A 19,028-nucleotide genomic window follows, 5' to 3' on the forward strand; every position below is an offset into this window, starting at 1 on the left:
GGTGGGCTATATGGGGTTTCATTTTTTTTTAAGGTTTTAAGTAATTTTTAATATATCGATTTTTTGTATTGTTTTTTCTTGATTTTAGGGATAATGGTTTACTGTTTTTTATACTACTTAGTGCTAATGGAGACTTGCGAATAGTAGTTGCTATCTCTAGAGAGGTTAATCGCTGTATATACGCTTCTTTGATCCAATTACGTAATAATAAAGCATACCCTCCATGCTCTTCTACACAACTATTAAATTGTTGTTGGTTAATATTCAATAGTGCAAATACTCTTTCTTCAAAAAGATGTATTCTCCTTTCTTTAAGACTAGAAGTTGTCATTTGTTAATCTTATTTATTAGAATTGTAACTTAAAATGATTAAGAAAATTTATACTTAGCATATGCAAGTACAGTTTTCATATATTTGAAAGAGTATATATTCTCTTATTGCTAATATATACAAAAATTGTATATACTTAAAATAAAATTGCATAAAAGTTGTATATTTTAACCCCACTTGAAATGAATCTAGATAGAACTAAGAAAATTGTAAGTCAATTAATAGAAAACAACATTACGGCATATGAAGTTGCACAAAACACTACATTAACAGCTTATGCTGTACAGAAAATTAAAGATGGTGATTCCAAAAAGCCAAGAGAATCGACTTTAAAAGAGATAGAAAATTTTCTACAAAAAAAATTGTCTAATGAGTTAAACTTTAAAGAAGATGATATTAGTATTTCAGAACTAGCAATAGATGTTTATAAAAATTGGAATCGTTTAATGGAAGAGGATATATTTAAAGAAAAAATAGACAATCTAGTTAAGGATGGAATAATACTTAAATTACAAGAAATTATTAATAAGAATGATTAATATTCTAATAAGAGTCTGAAAATATAGGAGTTAAAATTATATTACAAATTACTTCTGTTTTGTAACCTTTTAATGTTAAGTCGGAGAAAAGTCTACTTATTGTTTGTTCTTTTTTTTTACTTTCTTTTTGTAACTCCTCGACAATTTCTAGATTAATTTGGTCAATTAACTTGGTTTTAGATTTTTCTGAAAGAAACAAGCTTTTTTTTTCAACCTTTCGTAATGCTTCTTTTTTTTTCATTTCTTTAAAGAATCTATTACTTTAATAACATCAACAGTGTAATCTTTCTCTTTTTTCTTGTCAATATATTTTTCTTTAACATCACTAATTATAAAGTCAGTCAATTTGTGTATGTTAGATAGGTATGTGAGGATTTTGTTAAAATGTCCTAAAACAAAATACGACATTAATGTAGATAATAGAGATGCCACTCCTATAGCCATAAAATATGCTTGTTTAGGAAAATCTTGCCTCCACCAAAAAGTCCATATGACATAATAAGTTGAAATACCCATGAACAAAAAAGCACATGTTAAAGTAATTTTTTTAACCTCTTTATCAGTTATAAAAAATGTAGTGTACATTAATATAAAAGAGAAAAAAAGCATACAAATATTTCTACCTGCTGCATACCAAAATTTTCGGATATTATTAAAACCGAAAACTTTATAACTATTTACCAATTCTTGACTACAAACTTTATATTGTTCTTCTGAAATAGATTTAGTTTCGAACTTAGCTGTTAAAATAGCTTCTTCTTTAATTAGAAGTATATCTTTTTTTGGATAAAAAATATGGATGAAAGGTGCAGTAAAAGCAAATACTGCAAACACTAAAATAAATAATGGCTTTAATTTACCTTTCGCCCTCTTCTTGGATTTCTTCTTTATCAATTCCATTTATATCTTCATTAATATCTGTTGATTCACATGATATAAATACCGATATAGACAATAATAATAAAAGAAAAAGTATAAATCTTTTCATGATTCTATATTTAGAGATTAAACAATCCTTAAATATAGAGAAAAATAAAACTAGTATTGTCTAGTACTGTGGTAATTATAACTAAGTCAAAGATATAGAAAGTTAACCTTAAATAGGATACAGTTTTACCACAAAATTTTGTACAACTTTTATGCAATTTTATAGTGTTTTTATAGTGAAATAACAAAGTATACAATAGTCTACAATTTTTTACTTAAGAAGGATTAAATTCAAACTGGAAAATTGTGTTTGTCAAATTATCAAATCTCTGGTAGTTCAGAAACAGCATCTTTATCACCTAATAAACCTAAAAATTTAAGATAACGCTCAGTCATTAACACACTAGAGTGGCGGCACATTTTTTGAATTTCACGAATATCTTTTTCTTTTTCATACCAATTTACTACAGCCACGTGTTTAAAACCATATAAGGTGTAATCACTACTAAATTCGAAATGACCTTTAACTTTCTTAAAATGTTTACCCATATAATTTTCCCATTTTGGCAGTAGAAGGAGTTTGATTTGCTCCAAACAAATAATCATTTTTCATTTAGTACACTCTAATAAGATTATTTGTAGACTATTCTGTTTAGAATTTCTTAATGAATAGTTTTTTGTTTAAATAAATCATGTCAGAAGTATAAACTAGGCTTTTCTAGAATTTAAGTATTTTAATAATCATTTGTCTCTTTTTCGTTATTTCAACTAATAAGTTGACTAAAAATAAACTATTAAAAAGGCTTGGTCATTAGAATAATAATCTTCTGTATTGTCTTAATTCTCAAAAAGTTTTGTATCTCATAAAAATAATAATGATATTAGACAAGGTAAAAAATTGTCTTACGCCAGACTTCTATGTTCATAAAATCAATTTATTACATAGAAAATAGGAGACTAGCAAAAAACAAAATTGTCCATATGTGTGACAAAGTTTTCTTAGCTGAGTCAATATTATCAAGAGTAGAATTTAAGACAAGCTATGGCTATATATTCGTTTTTAGAAAACGAATATATACTTAAATGGAAGACGCTAAAAAAGAGAATGATTTACGTGTATTGACAATCGATGAGCTTCGCTCTTTTGATGGATTTGAAAAGCTATCAGATCAAGAAGTATTGAAGATTATTACCACCTTAAAAGAAGTATCATTATTAGTACATAAATTATTATAAAAGATGGGATTAGAACACTTTCAAAGTTTTGCAAAACAGAATACTAATAAAATCGTTAGAAACAATAAAGCGGTTATCTACACTAGAGTATCTGATATCAAACAAAAAGAAAATACTAGCTTAGAGAGTCAAAAACAATTATGTGAAGATTTTGCTAAGCAAAATGGCTATGTCGTCTATGCTTATTTTGGAGGAATTAATGAAAGTGCTAAAACTGACGAACGAAAAGCTTATAAAGAGATGTTGGCTTATGTAAAGCGTAAGAAAATCACTAATATTATCGTGTATAGTTTAGATCGTTATTCAAGAACAGGTGGGCTTGCTATCGCTACTGTAGAGAATCTAAAGAAAAAGGGGATTAAAGTATTGTCTATTGCTCAAAATGTAGATAGTGATACACCTACTGGAACTTTTATGCAAGGTTTTCATTTGTTGTATAGTAGATATGATAATGATGTAAAAAGTACTAATACGATCAGAGGTATGCGACATAGGCTGTTAAATGGTTACTTTATGGGAGTTGCACCATTGGGCTATAAGAATACAAGAAATGAAAGCAATAAGCCTATTATAGTGCATAGTGACCAAGCTCCACTAGTAAAAAAGGCATTTTTATGGAAAGCTAATGAAAATCTTACTAATGTTGAGATTGTAGAGCGTTTAAAAAAACTAGGACTAAAAATCTATAAACAACGGATTTCGGATATGTTTAGGAATCCTGTCTATTGCGGATTGCTCTCTCATAGCTTAATAGAAGGAAAAGTAGTGAAAGGAATCCATAAACCTATAGTTTCTAAAGAAGTATTTCTTAAGGTTAATGGTGTTAATAAACAAAAAAGTAAACATAATGTAAAGAATGGGAATCTACCTCTAAAAGGTTTTGCCAGTTGCNGGTTCTGGAAGATAAAATCGAGAAGATGCAGGAACGTTATGTAATTGGTGAAATTGAAGTTGAATTGTATCGAAAATTCAAGGATAAGTTTACTAATGAAAAAGCAGAAATTGAGCAAGAAATCCAGAATAGTAGTTCTTTGAGTTCAAACCTTGATAATTATATTGAGAAAGCTTTGCAATTATTTTCTAACCTTCACAAAATATGGGAGTTAAGTGATTATACAGGGAAGCAAAAATTACAAAAAATACTCTTTCCCGATGGAATAGTGTATAATCGAAAAAATGACCGAGTTCAAACTTCTTCTATAAATCCAATAATGGAGTTAACAAGCTGTTTATCAAAGAGTCTACTAAAAAATAAAAGCGGACAAGAATTAGTTTTACCTAATTTGTCCGCTTCTGTGACCGCGGAGGGATTCAAACCCCCAACCCTCAGAGCCGAAATCTGATGCGCTATTCAGTTGCGCCACGCGGCCATATAGCATTCAACTATAACAGTTAAATGATAAAAATTATGATAATTTACTCTTTACTATTGTAGAGATTGTTTTTCCATCTGCCTTTCCTGTTAATGCAGAATTTGCCATTCCCATCACTTTGCCCATATCCTTCATTCCTGATGCTCCAGTTTTGGTAATTATATCTACTACTACTTTTTCTATTTCTGATTCACTTAGCTGCTCTGGCAAAAACTGCTCAATAACTTTTGCTTGTGCTAGCTCTGGTTCTGCCAAATCATCTCGCCCTTGCTCTTTAAAAATTGTAGCACTATCTTTCCGTTGTTTTACTTGTTTTTGTAACAATTTCAACTCTTGGTCTTCTGTAAGTTCTTCTTTGGCTCCGCTTTCTGTCTGAGCTAACAAAATAGCTGATTTTACAGCTCGCAATGATGTTAACGCATTAGTATCTTTAGCTTTCATAGCTTCTTTTATTGCGATCATTACTTTTTGTTCTAAACTCATAATAATGGATTTTAATCTTTTGGATTGCGAAGATAAAAAATAAACCGATAATCTGACCTTAGATTATCGGTTATCTGTATTTTTTAATATATTCTTTTTTTATGAAAATTAAATTTAACTTCTCATAACTGACATTTTTTTTAGTAAGCCCTCAAAAAGAGTATTTTATTTTGTTTAATCTACATTATCATGTAGAAAAGAATTGTTTTTACGTAACTGTATGTCGTCATTATCATCTGTTCCTAATGAAGTTCTGGAAAGTCCTGATTCACTTGGTCTAGCATCTACATCAATTCCTGCTCTCTTATAGGCTGGTTCTTTTTCGATATCATCAATATTAGAGGCATTATTTCTAAATTTATAATTAAATTCTTTCATTTTAGCCCTACGCTCTGCTGCTCTGGCTTTTAAGGTTTCAGAAATAGGCTGATTTATAGGGTCCTCATCTTCTATATTTTTTGTTTCCGGAACTGGAACTACAGTTTTCTTTTCTAAAATAACTTCTTCATCTTTTTCTATAACTTCTGCTGGCTTCGCTTCTGTTAATCGTTTTTCTTCTTCCATATAGTCCTCTAGGCTATACTTACGGCCTCCTCCTTCTGTTACTTCTCCAACAGGAACAACTTCAATTGGATCCTTAACTTCTAAATCTAAAATATCGTCACTTAAATCAAATATTATCGTTCTTTCTTCATCTTCTGGTTCTTGCTTTTTAGAAATGGAGTCTTCTAAAGAAAATACTTCTTTTTTATCCTCTTCTACAGGCATATCAAATGCTAACGCAAATTGATCTTTCTTTTCTTCTATAGTATTTACTTCTTTTTCATCATTCACTTCTATTTGCTTAATAATATCTTGCGCATTAATAATCACAAAATCATTATCCGTAGAAAAAGAATCCACTACTTCATATGATACATCTATATCCTTTAAAAGATCTGTTGTAGGTACTAACATCGTATCTTCATCAATCTCATCATCATCTATTAATGTATGTTTTACAATTATTTCTTCTTTTTTAGGTAAAGGCGATCGTAAAGGAGTAACATTAGCTGTGGATTTAGGAGACAAGTTCTGTATTGATGCCTTTTGCTCATCCTCTAACGTATGGATAATTTTCTTAGTTTCTGTATTTACAATTTCATCTTGTTGTTCTACATCAAATCCTGTAGCTATGACAGTTACTGAAATAGCTTCTTCTAGAGATTCATCTTCCCCAACTCCCATGATAATATTTGCTCCATGACCTGCTTCTTGTTGAATATGGTCATTAATCTCACCTATCTCATCAATAGTAATCTCTTCTTTACCAGATACAATTAACAAGAGTACATTCTTTGCTCCTGTAATTTTATTATCGTTAAGCAATGGAGAATCTAAAGCTTTTACAATAGCATCATGGGCACGTTTATTACCAGAGGCATTAGCAGACCCCATAATTGCTGTACCACTATTACTCAACACTGTTTTGGCATCTCGTAAATCTATGTTTTGTGTGTAATGGTGTGTTATAACTTCGGCTATACCACGAGATGCTGTAGCAAGAACTTCATCTGCTTTTGAAAAGCCAGCTTTAAATCCTAAGTTACCATAAACTTCGCGTAATTTATTATTATTGATAACTACCAAAGAATCAACATGTGCGCGAAGTTTTTCTACTCCCAATTGCGCTTGCTCATTACGCATCCGTCCTTCAAATTGAAAAGGAATTGTTACGATCCCAACAGTTAGAATATCTAACTCTTTTGCCATTTTGGCAATAATTGGAGCTGCTCCTGTACCGGTTCCTCCACCCATACCTGCCGTGATAAATATCATTTTGGTATTCGTATCCAACATCCGTTTTATCTCCTCATAACTCTCTAGTGCAGATTGCTCTCCAACATCTGGATTTGCACCGGCTCCTAACCCTTCGGTTAATGAAATCCCTAATTGTATTTTATTAGGTATAGAACTATTTTCTAATGCCTGAGCATCTGTATTACAAATGACAAAATCTACCCCTTTAATACCTTGCTGAAACATGTGGTTAATGGCATTACTACCTCCTCCTCCAACTCCTATTACCTTAATCACATTAGATTGATTTTTAGGTAAATCAAACGAAATATTTTCAAATCCCTCATTATTACTCATAATTGCTAATTTTCTGGTTCTCCTAACTTTTTTTATATTCTCCCACTGTTCATATAATGAACATTATTTGTCTATTATTTATTCTGCATTATCCAAGAATTCTTTGAACTTTTCTGTCCACTTCTCTAAAATATTCATCCTTGGTTTTACATCATTTCTTGGTTTCTCTTCTTCAACTACTGAATCTTCTATTGTTGTTTCTGCTTGTATAACTTCTTGAGAATTCTCAATAGTTTCTTCCTTATTTATTTTTCGTTGTCTTTTTAGATGAGTCAATCCATCCATTACTAATCCTACAGCAGTTGCATACATAGGACTTGTCGTTTCTATATCACTATTACCAGCTAAGTGCTCATTTGGATATCCTATTCTTGTATCCATACCTGTAATATATTCTACTAATTGCTTCAGGTGTTTCAATTGTGACCCTCCTCCTGTTAATACAATTCCGGCTATTAGTTTTTTCTTAGGTGATTCATGTCCATAGTTTTTAATTTCTAAAAAAGCCTGTTCTATAATCTCTACTACTCGTGCGTGAATGATTTTGGACAAGTTTTTTAATGTAATTTCTTTAGGCTCTCTTCCTCTAAGTCCTGGAATTGAAACAATCTCATTATCCTTATTCTCTCCTGGCCAAGCAGATCCAAATTTTATTTTTAACAACTCTGCTTGTTTTTCTATAATAGAACATCCTTCTTTTATATCTTCTGTAATAACATTTCCTCCAAAAGGAATTACCGCTGTATGGCGAATAATACCATCTTTAAAAATAGCCAAATCTGTCGTACCTCCTCCTATGTCAATCAATGCTACCCCAGCCTCTTTTTCTTCTTGACTTAATACAGCATTAGCTGAGGCTAATGGTTCTAAAGTAACATCAGATAATTCTAACCCAGAGCTTTTTACACATCTCCCGATATTACGGATAGAAGTTACTTGTCCTACAACAACATGAAAATTAGCCTCTAATCTTCCGCCATACATTCCTACTGGTTCTTTTATTTCGGCTTGGCCATCTACTTTATATTCTTGTGGTAATACATGTAAGATTTCTTCTCCAGGTAGCATTACTAATTTATGCACTTGATTACATAATTTTTCTATATCATCTTCATCTATTACGGCATCAGCATTAGATCTTGTGATATAATCACTATGTTGTAAGCTACGAATATGTTGACCTGCAATACCTACAGTTATATCATTAATTTTTAATCCTGAAACATTTTCTGCTTCATGAACTGCCTGCTGTATTGACTGAATGGTTTGTGTTATGTTATTTACCACACCACGATGCACTCCCAGACTTTTGGATTTACCTATCCCCAATACTTCCATCTTTCCATACTCATTGTATCGACCTATCATGGCTACAATCTTGGTAGTTCCTATATCTAATCCTACCGCTATTTCATTTATTTCTCGTCCCATGGTGGTATTATTTTATTGTACACACTACTTGATTACTAAACTGCAAACTGACTTTTTTATATGTTTCAAGGCTTTTATCTCTCAATGCTTTTTGATAAAATGCCTTAAGATTTTTAATCTTAATATCTAAATTTTCTATTTTTCCAAAAACTAACGTAAACGTATATACTCGTAATTCTAATTCATAATCACCTTCAACATTTAAATAAGCTCCTACAACATGTTTTTTTAAAAACTCATCTTTCTGAATTCTTTTCAATAAAGGATACACATTCTCGATTTCTCGTTCTGATACATTATGAATAATTGGCACATGAGCCGAATAACTATCTGACAAAGGCATCTTATTTCCTGTAGCATCAACATAAAAAGGAGTAAGCGCATTAATCCTCGCAATTGGGGTGCGTTGCTTGATTGTCGCTCTAAGCTTTCCATTTACAGTAAGATACACATCAGAACGTTCAATCATTTTATGCGAATCGAGTTCTTTTTCTACAGTATTCAAAACTAAAATTTCTTTGCCTACATTTGTTACTCTATTCTGATTTTGTATTAACAATTTATTAACCGCCACTTCATCCACATAAGGATTCTGTTCTTCAATAAATTCTATCTGTACTTTATTTATTTTTCGTTGGTTATTACGTTTACTAGAAAACGCAAAAAGTAACACTAATAATATAAAAAGCCCTCCAAATTTTAATGATATCAAAAGTGTTTTTTTCATACTAATAAAGCTTCTTTTATACCTCTTACTTCTTCCCCTATATCTCCTGCCCCTATTGTTACAATTACCTGAGCATCATTTTCTACAATTTCTTTAATCAAATTATTTTTTTCTATCAGTTTTTTATTTTCGTTAGTGATCATACCTAATAACCATTCTGATGTTATTCCTTCAATAGGCAATTCTCGTGCCGGATAAATATCTAGAAGCAATACTTCGTCAAAATAACTAAGACTAGTTGCAAAATCAGAAGCAAAATCTCTGGTTCTACTATATAAATGAGGTTGAAAAACAGCTAACACTTTTTTATTAGGATGCATTTCTCTTACCGCTTGATGTAATGCATTAATCTCTGTGGGGTGATGTGCATAATCATCTATATACACCAAGTCACTTGTCTTGATATGATAACTAAACCTTCGTTGTACTCCTTTAAAAGAAAATAAAGCCTTTGCTAAAGATTCGGTCGGGGAGCCGTAAAGCATCGCTATAGCAAAGGCCGTAATAGCATTTAACAAGTTGTGTTTACCTGGAAGGTTTAAATGCAAGTTCCGAATGAGTTTATGTGGTGTTTTTAAATCAAAAATATATGTTCCATTATCTATTCTTATATGCTGAGCACAATACTCTGAATCATCTTCAATTCCAAAAGTAATTCCAGAAAGAGGCAATCCATTACAAATCAAAAGGTGATCTTTTGCACGTGATGAAAACTCTATAAAAGATTCTTCTAATGCATTTGCTTTTTCATAAATATCTAAATGATCTGCATCCATCGAGGTTATTGCTGCAATATCTGGATATAATTGCAAAAATGATCGATCAAATTCGTCTGCCTCTACTACTACGACTTCATTACCTTCTAATACTAGATTAGAGTTATAATTCTCACTTATCCCTCCTAGAAAAGCAGTTACTTTTGCTCCACTTTCTTTAAGCAAATGAGCAAGAATAGCTGTTGTTGTTGTTTTACCATGTGTTCCTCCCACTGCAAGGGTATAAGTACCTTTAGTTATAATACCTAATACCTCTGCTCTTTTCTTTATCAAAAAATTAGCATTCTGAACATACATCAATTCTTTATGACCCTTAGGAATAGCTGGAGTATATACGATTAATGTATCTTCAATGTTCAAAAAGGTTTTAGGAATATGATCAATACTATCTTCAAAATGAATCGGGATTTCTAAATCAATTAAATCTGATGTAATCTGACTAGGTGTTTTATCATATCCCGCTACATTTTTACCTAAAAATTTAAAATATCGAGCAAGAGCACTCATCCCGATACCCCCAATACCGATAAAGTATATATTCTGTATATTTTCTAACTCCTTATTCATGTATTCTTACAGTTTCTTTCAACTTTTATGTTCTATTATTTTTTCAATCTCATCTACGATATCTGAAGTAGCATTAGGTAATGCTATTTTTTTTATTGCTTCCGAGAGTTTTACCTGTATTTCTTTTGATTCTACTATTTCTGAAATTGTAGGCCTAAATCGTTCATCAAGCTCATTTTCTTTTAGCATTACTGCTCCTTTTTGATCTACAATAGCCTTAGCATTTTTAGTCTGATGATCCTCAGCTACATTTGGCGAAGGAATAAATACTGTTGGTTTTGCTACAATACACAACTCCGAAACAGAACTTGCCCCTGCTCTTGATACTATAAGATCAGCAACTGCATATGCTAAATCCATTGTATCCAAAAACTGATGTACTTGCACCTTTTTTTGATCACTATACAACCTATAATCATCATAGTACAACTTACCGCATTGCCAAAGTACCTGAACATCTTTTTCTGCAAAAAAACTGAGTTCTTTTTCTATCAGTTGATTAATTCGCCTTGCTCCCAAGCTTCCTCCTATAACCAAAATTGTTTTCTTTTCTGGATCAAGATTATATTTCATAATCCCTTGATCTCTCTTTCCATCAATCATCAACAAATCCTGACGAACAGGGTTTCCAGTTTTTACAATTTTTTCTTTCGGAAAAAAACGTTCCATATGATCATAAGCTACACATATTTTATGCGCCTTCTTTGACAACCACTTATTTGTAATTCCAGGAAACGAATTTTGCTCCTGAAGTAATGTAGGAATCTTCATTGAAGCTGCCATTCTTAATAATGGACCACTTGCAAATCCTCCTGTTCCTATAACTATATCTGGTTTAAACTTTTTTATAATTTTCTTAGATCTCCAAAGGCTATTTATCAATTTTATTGGAAACAAAAGATTACTCAGGGTTAATCTTCTTTGAATACCACTAATCCACAATCCTACTATTTCATACCCTGCTTTCGGTACTTTTTGCATTTCCATACGATCCTTAGCTCCTACAAATAAAATAGATGCATTAGGAAATCTATTCTTTATTTCATTCGCAATAGCTATTGCAGGATAGATATGTCCTCCTGTTCCTCCTCCGGATAATATGACTCTTAGCTCTTTACTCATAAAACCTTTCTCAAAACTTCTAATGGATTATCTTCTTTTTCTTCTATATGCTCTCCTTCTATCTGGTCTTCTCTTCTACTACTTACACTTAATACAATTCCGATTGCTAAACAGGTCATCCAAATTGATGTTCCCCCACTGCTAACAAGTGGCAATGTCTGTCCTGTAACTGGAAATAACTCTACAGCTACAGCCATATTTATCAATGCCTGAAAAACAATAGGCAACCCTACTCCTACTACTAATAACTTTCCAAAAATATCAACACTCTTATGAGCTACAATAATAAGTCTAAACAATAATAACATATACAACAACATTAGAAAAACTCCTCCTAAAAAACCCCATTCTTCAATTATAATAGCATAAATAAAATCTGATGATGATTGTGGCAAAAAATTTCTTTGTACACTTTTACCTGGACCTGTCCCGATAATTTTCCCTCTGGCAATCGCTATTTTTGCTCTTTCGATTTGGTAGTCTTCTTGAGTGTCTTTTTTATCTGCAAAATTTTCTATCCTACTTACCCAAGTATCTACCCTATTAGGAAACACTCCTGGAAATGCTTTTGCAAACAAAACAAAGAATGCTAATATCAAAAGACCAGAGCCTAATATCACCGAAATATATTTTAATGGATATCCTCCTAGAAATACTAACACAATAACCATTGAAAATATAATTGCTGCTGTAGAAAAATTAGCTGGTAATATCAAAATCAACATTAAAAACACTGGTAACCAAAGAGGCAATATTGTTTCTTTAAAAGAAACTTTTTTATCTTTAATCTTCGAAAGATATCTTGCGACATAAGCCATGAGCACTACAGCTGCCAGAGTAGAAGTCTGAAAAGTAACCCCTACAAAGGGCAAACGAATCCACCTACTAGCATTAGCTCCTTCTATAGTTGTATTCTGAGCCATAGTAGCAATCAATAACACTACTATTACAGGTATCATGATTATAGAAAGTCCTTTAAAATAATGGTATGGTATTTTATGCACTCCATACATAATTAAAAAACCTAAAACTAAATGTGCAAAATGCTTTACTAAAAAACCAAAAGTATCTCCATTACCATATAGATATGCTAAGTTACTACTAGCGCTATATACTGGGAGGAACGAAAACAACGCCAACAAAGCTGCTACCGCCCAGATTGCTCTATCTCCTTTTATATTCCCTAGTACTTTCGTCATTAATACACTGCTTCTTATTACTTACTTACAATTCTCTTACCGCTTCTTTAAACTGCCTTCCTCTTTCTTCATAATTTTTAAACAAATCAAAACTAGCACAAGCTGGAGACAATAATACATTTTCATTTCTATCCGCTATCTTGTATGCCATCTCAACAGCTTCTTTCATTGATTGTGTTTCTACTATATAATCAATACAATTACCAAATGCATTAATAATTTTAGAATTATCTACTCCTAAACAAATGATCGCTTTTACTTTTTCATTAACTAACGGATATAATTCGGTATAGTCATTTCCTTTATCTACACCTCCTACAATCCAAACAGTAGCTGATTTCATAGCATCTAGTGCATAAAATGTAGCATTTACATTTGTTGCTTTAGAGTCATTAATATATTGTACATTATTAATCTTCAACACATTTTCTAACCTATGTTCTACTCCATGAAAATTCTCCAAGCATTCTCTTATGGTAGCTTTTCTAATCTTTAATAACTGCGATACTGTGGAAGCTGCCATAGCATTTTTCACATTATGATTTCCCTTTAGGGCTAAATTTGTTGTTGACATAATTATTTTATTGTTATCTATTGTTATTATTATATTTTCTCCCTCTACATATGCTCCATTTTCTACCTTTTTAGTTAATGAAAAAGGTAATAATCTTGAACGAATAGGGTGTTTAACCAAATACTCTACTATCATTTTATCATCTGCATCGTAGATAAAGTAATCTTCTTCTTTTTGATTCATCGCAATTCTAAATTTAGATGCGATATAGTTTTCTATTTTATATTCATACCGATCTAAATGATCTGGTGTAATATTAGTTAAGATTGCAATATGTGGGGTAAAATCCTCTATACCATCCAACTGAAAACTGCTAAGTTCTAACACATAAAAAGGAGCATCTTTTTCTGCAACTTGTTTTGCAAAACTATCTCCAATATTACCTGCCATATTCACCTGTAAGCCTCCTTGTTTTAACACATAGTGTGTAAGCATAGTTGTTGTAGTTTTACCATTACTACCTGTGATACCTACAATCTGCGCATCAGTATACTTAGCTGCAAATTCTATCTCTGATAGCACAGGGATTCCTTTTACATGTAACTTTTCTATTAATGTTACTTTATCTGGTATCCCAGGGCTCTTCATTACAATATTCGCATTCAGAATTTTATTTTCTGTATGACCTTGCTCTTCCCATTCTATTTCAAAATTTTTAAGAACTTCCTTATAGTTATTTGCAATTACTCCTTTATCTGAAACAAAAACATCAAACCCTTCTTTTTTACCCAAAATAGCGGTTCCCACTCCGCTCTCTCCTGCTCCCAAAACGACAAGTCGCTTTTTGATTTTTGAATTATGATTCATGATTTTACATTTTACTTATCATAAGTAATACACTTACATAATTATATGCAAGAATTAAACTACATATCACCTCACCTTAAGAGTAATTACCGCTATAATTGCTAGGAAAATCCCTACTATCCAAAATCTTGAAACAATCTTACTCTCATGTATTCCTTTCTTTTGATAATGATGATGTAATGGTGACATCAAAAAAATCCTTCTTCCTTCTCCATATTTCTTTTTGGTATATTTAAACCAACTTACTTGCATCATCACAGAGACCGTTTCAATGAAAAAGATGCCACATAAGATTGGGATCAAAAACTCTTTGCGTATTGCAATTGCAATTACTGCTATAATCCCTCCAATGGTAAGGCTACCCGTATCTCCCATAAATACTTGTGCTGGATAAGTATTATACCACAGAAATCCTACCAGTGCCCCTGCAAATGCTGCTATATAAATTGTCATTTCTCCAGAATTAGGGATATACATTACATTTAAATAATCTGAAAAAATAATGTTTCCTGACACCCAAGCAAACAATCCTAAAGTTAATACCATTATAGCAGATGATCCTGCTGCTAATCCATCAATCCCATCCGTTAGGTTTGCCCCATTTGAAACTGCTGTAACTATAAAAATCACAATAGGAATAAAAATCAACCAAGCATATTTCATCATCTCTGGACTAATCCATGTAATTAAATCCGAATAATCAAACTCATTGTTTTTAAAAAAAGGTATTGTAGTCTTTGTTGATTTTATGGCTGGATTAAAATCCGACGCTTCTTCTCCTTCTACATTTACAGTCTGCGCTATTTCTGTTTTTACTTTCTCCTCTTTGATTGTGATATCATTATGAAAATACATGATACATCCTACAATAATACCAAGTCCTACCTGACCTATGATTTTAAATTTCCCTGCTAATCCTTCTTTATCTTTTCTTTTAATTTTTAAATAATCATCTGTAAAACCAATAACTCCCATCCATAATGTTGTAATGATTAACAAGATTACGTATATATTATGAAGCTTGGTAAACAGTAATACAGGAACTAAAGTTGATAGAATAATAATAATCCCTCCCATAGTTGGCGTACCTGCTTTTTCTGCCTGACCATCTAAACCTAATTCGCGAATACTCTCTCCCATTTGTTTTTTCCTAAGGAAATTTATGATTCGTTTCCCATAAATTGTAGATATCAGCAATGATACTATAATCGCTATTGCTGCTCTAAAAGTGATAAACTGAAAAAGCGTTGCCCCAGGGAACTGATATTCGCTTTCTAAATATTCAAATAGATAGTATAACATAGGTCATCACCTTTTGTTCTCACAGAAGAGACTAAAAGGATTTATTTATTTAGTTTTTTTAATTCTTGTTTGACAATTTCGAAATCATTAAAATCAATTCGCTCTCCATTAATTTCTTGGTACGTCTCATGCCCTTTACCTGCAATAAGGATAATATCATCTTTTCCTGCCAATTGACACGCTGTCTTAATTGCTTGTTTTCTATCTGTTATCGATAATGTCTTTTTATAATCTAATGGCTCTACTCCTCTTTCAATATCCTCTATAATATGATTTGGATTTTCTGTTCTAGGGTTATCGCTGGTAAAGATCACCTTATTACTAAGCTTTGATGCTATATTACCCATCACAGGGCGTTTCATTTTATCCCTATCTCCACCGCACCCTACAACAGTAATAAGCACCTCGTTAGTAGTTCTAATGTCATTAATAGTTTCTAACACATTTTTTAAAGCGTCTGGAGTATGTGCGTAATCAACTATAGCTGTAATCTTATTATCAGATATCATGTATTGAAACCTACCACTCACACTCTGTAAATCACTGATTAACTGAAGTGTTTCTATAGTTTCCAAGCCTAATAATTCTGCTGTTCCAAAGATTGCTAATAAGTTATAGGCATTAAAGGTTCCTATTAACTTAGCCCAAACTTCATTATCATTTAATTTTAGTAACAATCCTTCTAGACTGTTTTCTAAAATTTGCCCTCTATAATCTGCATATGATTTTAAGGCATAACTATACTGTCTTGCTTTTGTATTTTGTAACATAAAAGCTCCATTTTTATCATCAGTATTCACCAATGCAAAAGCTTTTGTAGGTAATTCATCAAAAAAAATCTTTTTTACATCACGATATTCTTTAAAAGTGTTATGATAATCTAAATGATCATGAGATAAATTGGTAAAAATCCCTCCCACAAACTCTAAACCTTCTGTACGTTTTTGATGAATTCCATGAGAGCTAACTTCCATAAAACAATATTCTACTCCTACTTCATTCATTTCCTTGAGATAATAATTAATTGTCAAAGAATCTGGAGTAGTATGTGTAGCATGATATACTTCATTATCTACTAAAATCTTTACTGTAGATAGCAAACCTACTTTAAATCCAGCTTTTTTAAATAACTGATATAATAATGTAGCTATTGTTGTTTTACCATTGGTTCCTGTCACTCCTACTAACTTAAGATTTTCTGAAGGAGATCCATAATAATTAGAAGCCATCATTGCTAATGCTGATTGAGTATCTTTAACTACTACGTAAACAGTTCCATCAACTGTAACTTGAGGATTTTCTTCACAAATCACAGCTACAGCTCCTTTATCAATAGCTTTTTCTATAAAATCGTGACCATCAGACAATACTCCTCTAATAGCTACAAACACATCGCCTTGTTCAACTTTTCTTGAGTCGAATTCAATTTTATTAACCCTTGTCATTGTATCACCAATCACAGCGTCAATAGCCACTTTATACAGAATATCTTTTAACTCTATCACGATAATTCTAATCTTATAGTTTGATCTATTTTTACCTTGCTTCCTGGTGCTATAGATTGTTTTCTAACTCTTCCTGATCCTCTTAGCTCTACTTTGAGCCCCATGTTTTCTAAAAGTGAAATAACATCCATTGCTGGCATACCTGTTACATTGGGCATTATAGTCTTATATTTCTGAGCGCTTTTATAATATTTTTCATAACTACTAACTACAGAATTACTTTCGATTGCTGTGTAAGACACTTCATCTATAACTGGTATATCGTTATAAATTTTTGTTGCAATCGTTTTAAAAACTGGAGCAGCCACTTCACTACCATAATATCCTTTCTTTTTATTAGGCTTATGAATAACCACAATACAAGAATAAATAGGCTCGTCTGCAGGAAAATATCCTGCAAAAGATGATATATACTCTCGTTCTTTGTCTTTCCCATAGTTTCCCCAACATGTACCTGTTTTACCTGCTATAAGAAAATCATTAGTCTTAATATTAGTAGCTGTCCCTCTTTTAACAACATTCACCATCATTTCTTGAGCAATTTTTGCAGTTTGCTTAGAACATATTGCTGAGTTCAAAATTTCTTTATCAAATTTCTCTCTTGTCTTATCCCAAGTTTTTACCTCTCTAATAAATCGAGGTTTTACCATCTCTCCTCCATTAGCTATTGCATTATAAAATGCTAATGTTTGTAAAGGCGTAACAGCAACGCCATAACCATGTGCCATCCATGCTAAAGTAGTGCCATACCAATCTTCATCTCCCGGATATGGGATCTTAGGTTTTCCTTCTCCTCTAATAGATAACCCAAGCGTTTCTCCTAATCCCATATTAATCAATCGATCAATAAATTTCCTTGGATTATCTTTATAATTCTCATGTATCATTTTCGCGAAAGCAGTATTCGATGATAACTCAAATGCTTTTGCGGCAGAAATCTTACCATATCCTCCCCATTTAGAATCTTTTACGACTCTATCATAAAATTTTACTCGCCCATTTTCTGTATCTATCACATAACTTGAATCAATAACTTTATCTTCTAAAGCTGCTACCATAGTCATTAACTTAAATGTCGATCCTGGCTCATGAGCTTCTCCTACAGCATAATTTAATTTTTCATAATACTTCCCAGCGTTGGTACGTCCCAGATTAGAAATTGCTTTTATTTCTCCTGTTTTAGTTTCCATAACCACAACAGTCCCGTGCTCTGCTTTAAACGCTTCTAACTGCTTAAGTAATGCATGATGTGCTATATCCTGAATATTAACATCAATAGTTGATACGACATCATATCCATCCTGAGGCTCTACTTCATTAGCATCTCCGATAGGTTTCCATTGATTTTTTGCTATCTTTTGTTTCTTTCGTTTCCCGTCTTTACCTCTTAAGAAAGGTCCATAAGCTCCTTCTAACCCAACCCTAGTGTAATACCCTTGTTCATCTCTTCTTTCATATCCTACAGTACGCTCTGCTATTTTTCCTATAGGGTGTTCTCTAACTGTACGCTGTTCTATGATCAGCCCCCCCCGATTAGCTCCTAATTCGAATAAAGGAAATTTTTTAATTCTCATATACTGAGAATACCCTAGATTTCTACGAATCAATAAATATCTATTTTTGTTAGCTCTAGCAGTTCTAAGAATTTTATCGTAATGAGATACGGGTTTCCTAAATTCTTTAGATAGCGCTTCACAAAGTGGTTTAATATGTCTTCTAAAATCCTTATCTGTAACCGTAAGTGCATCAAATCTCACGTCATATTTAGGAACTGAAGTTGCTAATAGATTACCTTTACTATCATATAGGTTTCCTCTGTTTGCTGGTATATCAAAAGTTTTAAAGACTCGCTCTTGAGCTTTTTTACGATACATATCTCCTTCAACAAATTGTATATTGATTAATTTCACTAATACTACAATAGCAAAAATGAACATACATGCTGCTATAAAGTACAACCGATTTAATATGTTTTTTTCTTTTATTGCCAAAA

Annotated in this window: 18 protein-coding genes and 1 tRNA gene; 3 read left to right on the top strand and 16 right to left on the bottom strand. The window is 32.0% G+C overall.

Features of this window, described 5'->3' with window-relative positions; all coding sequences use genetic code 11:
• Positions 1-28: 28 nt before the first annotated feature.
• Complete coding sequence (locus N456_RS09045; protein ID WP_062056102.1) at positions 29-331, bottom strand: hypothetical protein; 303 nt, start codon at positions 329-331, stop codon at positions 29-31.
• Positions 332-513: 182 nt separating this feature from the next.
• On the opposite strand from N456_RS09045, the gene N456_RS09050 reads away from it, so the two are divergent.
• Positions 514-870, top strand: coding sequence for a hypothetical protein (locus tag N456_RS09050; RefSeq protein ID WP_062056104.1), 357 nt, complete (start codon positions 514-516; stop codon positions 868-870).
• Positions 871-874: 4 nt separating this feature from the next.
• Here N456_RS09050 and N456_RS09055 read toward each other — a convergent pair whose 3' ends face one another.
• From N456_RS09055 to N456_RS09065, 3 genes are all read right to left on the bottom strand, one after another.
• The gene (locus N456_RS09055; RefSeq protein WP_062056106.1) at positions 875-1,111 is read right to left on the bottom strand and encodes a hypothetical protein; all 237 of its coding nucleotides are present in this window, start codon (positions 1,109-1,111) and stop codon (positions 875-877) included.
• Positions 1,108-1,770, bottom strand: a complete 663-nt coding sequence (locus N456_RS09060; RefSeq protein ID WP_062056108.1) for a hypothetical protein — start codon at positions 1,768-1,770, stop codon at positions 1,108-1,110. The genes N456_RS09055 and N456_RS09060 overlap by 4 nt, the downstream gene beginning before the upstream one ends.
• A gap of 348 nt (positions 1,771-2,118) precedes the next feature.
• Complete coding sequence (locus tag N456_RS09065; protein WP_148639274.1) at positions 2,119-2,391, bottom strand: site-specific integrase; 273 nt, start codon at positions 2,389-2,391, stop codon at positions 2,119-2,121.
• Between the two features lie 489 nt (positions 2,392-2,880).
• Between N456_RS09065 and N456_RS24400 the strand changes: the two genes are divergently transcribed.
• Both N456_RS24400 and N456_RS09070 read left to right on the top strand, forming a co-directional pair.
• Positions 2,881-3,033, top strand: coding sequence for a hypothetical protein (locus tag N456_RS24400; protein ID WP_158447866.1), 153 nt, complete (start codon positions 2,881-2,883; stop codon positions 3,031-3,033).
• A gap of 3 nt (positions 3,034-3,036) precedes the next feature.
• Positions 3,037-3,924 (top strand): recombinase family protein (locus N456_RS09070; protein ID WP_205410267.1); only part of this gene is annotated, 888 nt, incomplete at its 3' end.
• A gap of 405 nt (positions 3,925-4,329) precedes the next feature.
• Here the strand turns inward: N456_RS09070 and N456_RS09075 are convergent.
• The 12 genes from N456_RS09075 to N456_RS09130 all read right to left on the bottom strand — a co-directional run bounded on the left by N456_RS09075 (position 4,330) and on the right by N456_RS09130 (position 19,026).
• A tRNA-Arg gene (locus tag N456_RS09075) sits at positions 4,330-4,403 on the bottom strand.
• 36 nt (positions 4,404-4,439) lie between these two features.
• Positions 4,440-4,889, bottom strand: a complete 450-nt coding sequence (locus N456_RS09080; RefSeq protein ID WP_062056114.1) for a GatB/YqeY domain-containing protein — start codon at positions 4,887-4,889, stop codon at positions 4,440-4,442.
• A gap of 174 nt (positions 4,890-5,063) precedes the next feature.
• Complete coding sequence (gene ftsZ / locus N456_RS09085) at positions 5,064-7,025, bottom strand: cell division protein FtsZ (RefSeq protein WP_062056116.1); 1,962 nt, start codon at positions 7,023-7,025, stop codon at positions 5,064-5,066.
• A gap of 78 nt (positions 7,026-7,103) precedes the next feature.
• Positions 7,104-8,456: a cell division protein FtsA gene (ftsA, locus tag N456_RS09090; RefSeq protein WP_062056118.1), complete on the bottom strand. Its 1,353-nt coding sequence runs from the start codon at positions 8,454-8,456 to the stop codon at positions 7,104-7,106.
• Between the two features lie 7 nt (positions 8,457-8,463).
• Positions 8,464-9,183: a cell division protein FtsQ/DivIB gene (locus tag N456_RS09095; RefSeq protein WP_062056120.1), complete on the bottom strand. Its 720-nt coding sequence runs from the start codon at positions 9,181-9,183 to the stop codon at positions 8,464-8,466.
• Positions 9,180-10,526 (bottom strand): UDP-N-acetylmuramate--L-alanine ligase, encoded by a 1,347-nt coding sequence (gene murC / locus N456_RS09100; protein WP_062056122.1) that lies wholly within the window; start codon positions 10,524-10,526, stop codon positions 9,180-9,182. The genes N456_RS09095 and murC overlap by 4 nt, the downstream gene beginning before the upstream one ends.
• Positions 10,527-10,544: 18 nt before the next feature.
• Complete coding sequence (gene murG, locus N456_RS09105) at positions 10,545-11,648, bottom strand: undecaprenyldiphospho-muramoylpentapeptide beta-N-acetylglucosaminyltransferase (RefSeq protein WP_062056124.1); 1,104 nt, start codon at positions 11,646-11,648, stop codon at positions 10,545-10,547.
• Positions 11,645-12,847, bottom strand: a complete 1,203-nt coding sequence (locus N456_RS09110; RefSeq protein WP_062056126.1) for an FtsW/RodA/SpoVE family cell cycle protein — start codon at positions 12,845-12,847, stop codon at positions 11,645-11,647. Before N456_RS09110 ends, murG begins: the two co-directional genes overlap by 4 nt.
• Before the next feature lie 25 nt (positions 12,848-12,872).
• Positions 12,873-14,228 carry a UDP-N-acetylmuramoyl-L-alanine--D-glutamate ligase gene (murD, locus tag N456_RS09115; RefSeq protein WP_062056128.1) on the bottom strand — a complete coding sequence of 452 codons (1,356 nt, stop codon included), beginning with the start codon at positions 14,226-14,228 and terminating at the stop codon, positions 12,873-12,875.
• A 66-nt stretch (positions 14,229-14,294) separates the two neighbouring features.
• On the bottom strand, positions 14,295-15,530 hold the full coding sequence (gene mraY, locus N456_RS09120; protein WP_062056130.1) for a phospho-N-acetylmuramoyl-pentapeptide-transferase: 1,236 nt from the start codon (positions 15,528-15,530) through the stop codon (positions 14,295-14,297).
• A 41-nt stretch (positions 15,531-15,571) separates the two neighbouring features.
• Positions 15,572-17,035 carry a UDP-N-acetylmuramoyl-L-alanyl-D-glutamate--2,6-diaminopimelate ligase gene (locus tag N456_RS09125; RefSeq protein ID WP_082422490.1) on the bottom strand — a complete coding sequence of 488 codons (1,464 nt, stop codon included), beginning with the start codon at positions 17,033-17,035 and terminating at the stop codon, positions 15,572-15,574.
• Positions 17,032-19,026, bottom strand: a complete 1,995-nt coding sequence (locus tag N456_RS09130; RefSeq protein ID WP_062056132.1) for a penicillin-binding protein — start codon at positions 19,024-19,026, stop codon at positions 17,032-17,034. Before N456_RS09130 ends, N456_RS09125 begins: the two co-directional genes overlap by 4 nt.
• Positions 19,027-19,028: the final 2 nt, after the last annotated feature.

The organism is Aquimarina longa SW024, from assembly GCF_001401755.1.
Lineage (GTDB): Bacteria > Bacteroidota > Bacteroidia > Flavobacteriales > Flavobacteriaceae > Aquimarina > Aquimarina longa.